The 3,626-nt window shown below is 24.5% G+C and carries 6 protein-coding genes; 3 read left to right on the top strand and 3 right to left on the bottom strand.

Translation table 11 applies throughout. The features are described from left to right. The first annotated feature begins 332 nt into the window (after positions 1–332). Positions 333–575: a hypothetical protein gene (locus Q5F54_RS11850; RefSeq protein WP_302334487.1), complete on the top strand. Its 243-nt coding sequence runs from the start codon at positions 333–335 to the stop codon at positions 573–575. On the opposite strand, the gene Q5F54_RS11855 is transcribed toward Q5F54_RS11850, so the two are convergent. The 3 genes from Q5F54_RS11855 to Q5F54_RS11865 all read right to left on the bottom strand — a co-directional run bounded on the left by Q5F54_RS11855 (position 572) and on the right by Q5F54_RS11865 (position 2,421). Further along, positions 572–973, bottom strand: coding sequence for a hypothetical protein (locus tag Q5F54_RS11855; RefSeq protein ID WP_302334488.1), 402 nt, complete (start codon positions 971–973; stop codon positions 572–574). The genes Q5F54_RS11850 and Q5F54_RS11855 overlap by 4 nt on opposite strands. Before the next feature lie 211 nt (positions 974–1,184). Continuing rightward, positions 1,185–1,868: a YjjG family noncanonical pyrimidine nucleotidase gene (locus Q5F54_RS11860; protein WP_281538673.1), complete on the bottom strand. Its 684-nt coding sequence runs from the start codon at positions 1,866–1,868 to the stop codon at positions 1,185–1,187. 271 nt (positions 1,869–2,139) lie between these two features. Then, positions 2,140–2,421 (bottom strand): hypothetical protein, encoded by a 282-nt coding sequence (locus Q5F54_RS11865; RefSeq protein WP_281538672.1) that lies wholly within the window; start codon positions 2,419–2,421, stop codon positions 2,140–2,142. A 150-nt stretch (positions 2,422–2,571) separates the two neighbouring features. On the opposite strand from Q5F54_RS11865, the gene Q5F54_RS11870 reads away from it, so the two are divergent. Both Q5F54_RS11870 and Q5F54_RS11875 read left to right on the top strand, forming a co-directional pair. Beyond that, the gene (locus tag Q5F54_RS11870; protein WP_277231649.1) at positions 2,572–2,991 is read left to right on the top strand and encodes a lecithin retinol acyltransferase family protein; all 420 of its coding nucleotides are present in this window, start codon (positions 2,572–2,574) and stop codon (positions 2,989–2,991) included. A gap of 241 nt (positions 2,992–3,232) precedes the next feature. Continuing rightward, on the top strand, positions 3,233–3,626 hold a 394-nt coding region (locus Q5F54_RS11875), incomplete at its 3' end, for a cation:dicarboxylate symporter family transporter (protein WP_302334489.1).

The raw sequence follows: 3,626 nt of genomic DNA on the forward strand, positions 1-3,626 counted from the left end.
TGTTTCTTAGAAATACCTTTTTTTAAATTGTCCTTGACAAAGGGTACACTTTAATTTTATGGCTCTTTTATTTATATTATAATTTGATAAATTAAAATCAATAGTTACTATAGTTTATTAAATTTATACTAAAAGAGTAAACAATAAGAAGCCTACCATGTCGCTACATGGTTTATTATTCCTCATAGTAAGGATCAATTGATTGATTAGTAGTAGAATCATTATTATTTTTACTAGAATTTTTAGGTCTAGAATTTTTAGATGATTTAGTTGAATTTTTAACTTTAGTATTAGTATCTGTAGACTCATCATCTAATTCATTAATATCAGGCTTGTGCTTATTAGATTTCTTAGTAGATGATTTTGTTTTTTTAGATTCTTTTTTAGACTCTTTAATTTTAGTAGTAGGTTTAACTTCTTCATTAGAATCTTCTATATCATCATGTTTCTTAGATTTTTTCTTAGATCCTTTAGTTCTAGGATTATTTTTATTAGCTTTTTTACTAGATTTTTTATTTTTTAATTTTTCACTCTTAGAGTTTAAATCTTCAGAGTTTAAGTTAGTAGTGTTTTAATTATTAATAGTTAAAGTGGTTTCATCTAAAGTAGTATTGCTTACAATTTGGTTATAAGTAGTATTAGATGGTTTATCATAGATACAAATGCTTTTATAATTTGGTTTAGTATTATTATCGATAGTAGTATTATTAGGAATATTTATAGGATTATTAATTATGTCATAATTTGCAATAGTACTCTTTAGCATAGTATTTTGTGTACTTTTAGATTTAGAGCAATAGCAAGGATAATGATTACATTTATCGCAAACTTTAAATTCTTTATAATTGGAATAACTATGGTTTAATCGTTTTCTATTATTAGAAGCATTAGAATGATTGCAATAACAAACTTGATTACCGCAATGTTTACAAATGCTAAGTTTTTTCCCTCTATATCCATTATATTTAGACAAAATATAATCCCCCTTTGTTTTGATAAAATATATATTTTAATAAATAATATGACTTTAATATCTAAAAAGTTACAAAATACTTTATAAAAAGAAATGATTGATTAAAGAGTGGTAAAGCATATTTTGATAATAAAAGAATATAAGAAATAATAGGAAAATAAAAGGATATAAATAAGTTGAATTTTAAACAAACATATTTATATCCGTAATTTTATAGTATATTTTTTAAATCTAATAAATTATTAATTTCATATTTAGGGACTATATCAGTGTTGTTAATTTTGTTAGCTAAGTTGCACCAACAAGTGTCTATTGAAGCATTTAAGCCACCTTTAATATCTGAAGATAAACTATCTCCAACCATTAAAACAGAAGATTTATCATCATGATTTAAAGATTTAAGTGCATACTCAAAAATCTCAGGATTAGGTTTTGCAATTTTAATTTCATCAGATATAATAACATCATCAAAATAATGGCCTACATCAGATTCTCTAATTCTTTTGTGTTGAACATCAGCAAGTCCATTTGTAATTATACCTAATTTATAGTTTTTAGATAAATAGTCTAAAAGATCTTTTGTATCTTCATATAAAAAGGATCCTTGGCCTAAAAATTTGACGTACAATTCACTAAGCCTTGTAGCATCATCAGATAAATTAAGTTTATCTATAAGCCTTTGAAATCTTTCAATCTTTAAATCATCTGAGGTGATTTTTCCTTCCTCAAATTCTTTCCATATTTTAGTGTTTATTTCCTTGTAAATATTTATACAATAATCTTTATCATAATCTGTATCTAAACTAGACATTAAATTTTCTAAGGCATAGTTTTCTGTTTTTTTAAAATCAAATAAAGTATCATCTGCATCAAATAAAATAACTTTATATTTCATATCAATCTCCTTTTGAACAAATTATATAATATTAAATTTGATTATAACATAAAAATAGCCACGTTAAAGTATAAGAATTATACATTAAGGTAGCTATTTTTTTATTAACAAAGTGGTATAAAGGATTTTAATAAAATGCTATTCAAAAGATAAATCATTTGCACTATTGTGAAACGAATTCTAAGCAATGGATATACCCGAAATGTTTCACCAACACGTTGTTCAAAGCTGGTGCAAGGATAAATCGTTGGTGTTATGAGTGAAACGAATTTTATAAGAAAAATACTAAAAATAATAAAGGCCAAAGACCACAGCAAGATTTGTTATTACAATTGCAGTTATTTAAATGACAGTTACAATTGTTAGAACACTTATTAGGATGACTAATATTAGAACTAGATTTACAATTGACCTTTTTATTGTTTTTAAAATTTTTATTATTACAATTTTTTCTAGTAGATGAGCTACAAATTTTTAAATTAGCAGTATTATTATAGTTATTCATTTTACACTTATTACAGTTTTTTAATTTCTTAGGATATCTATTACTCAAAGGAAACACCTCCTTTAAAAAGTATAGATTAATAAATTATATGACACTAATAAACAAAAAGTTACGAAATATAATATCAAAATAACTATTAACAAAGAGTTTTTAAATAACATAATCTATAGTATAGCTATTTTACAAGGGGGATAGTTTATGGCAAAGGCAGAATATGGAGACATAATATATACTAAGCATAATCTGTATAGACATTATGGAATATATATAAATGAAAATTGTGTAGTGCATTATGATGGCAAATTAGATGATATGTTTTTAAGAAAAATGTGTATAAGAGAAACTACTATGGATAGATTCTTAGGTGGAAAAACAAGTTATTATATAGATAATAGAGAAGCAAAATTTAATAACGAAGAAGTAGTTGAAAGGGCAAGAGAGTGTATAGGAGAAGAGAAATTTAATTTAGTTTCACACAACTGTGAACACTTTGCTATGTGGTGTAAAGCTGGTGAGCCGAGATCAAAGCAAGTGTATTTAACGCTTTTATTAGCTATAACTATTAATTCTTGTTTAAATAATAAAGGTGTAGTACAAAATAAAATGGATATTATATAGTAGACTTTTATAAATAATCAAATTATATTATAAAAAATTATACTATATGTCAAAATTTATACTTTAATGTAATTTTTTATTGACACACACTTTTTTACATTGTATATTAAAAAATATAGGATACCTTTAAGATAGTCCCGTGAGACTAATAAGGAAATGTACGTAATGTAGTATTTTTTACCTTAATATCTATTGGTATTAAGGTTTTTTTGGTGTCCTAAAAAAATTTTAGGAGGATACTATGAACAAAACTCACACTTCAACAAATAATGCTAATAAATTAGCTATCAAAATGGCGACTGCCTTAATAATAGGCCTAATAGCTGGAACATCATTTATTTTCTTAAGGGAAAAATTAATCTCAAGTGGAAATAGTGATACTTGGACTATGATAAATAATTTATTATTCCAAGATATAACTAAACCAGAGGCAAATAATGCAATTGGAATCTTTTATATAGTTGGTCAACTATTTATAAACTCACTACAATTAGTAATAGTACCTATGGTATTTACATCAATAACACTTGCTATGTGTAATATAAGTGATACAAAAAAATTAGGTCGTATATCTTATAAAACAATATTAGGATTTTTAGGAACATCTGTATTTGCACTAATACTAGCTGGTATAT

This window comes from uncultured Romboutsia sp., assembly GCF_958366745.1.
Lineage (GTDB): Bacteria > Bacillota > Clostridia > Peptostreptococcales > Peptostreptococcaceae > Romboutsia > Romboutsia timonensis.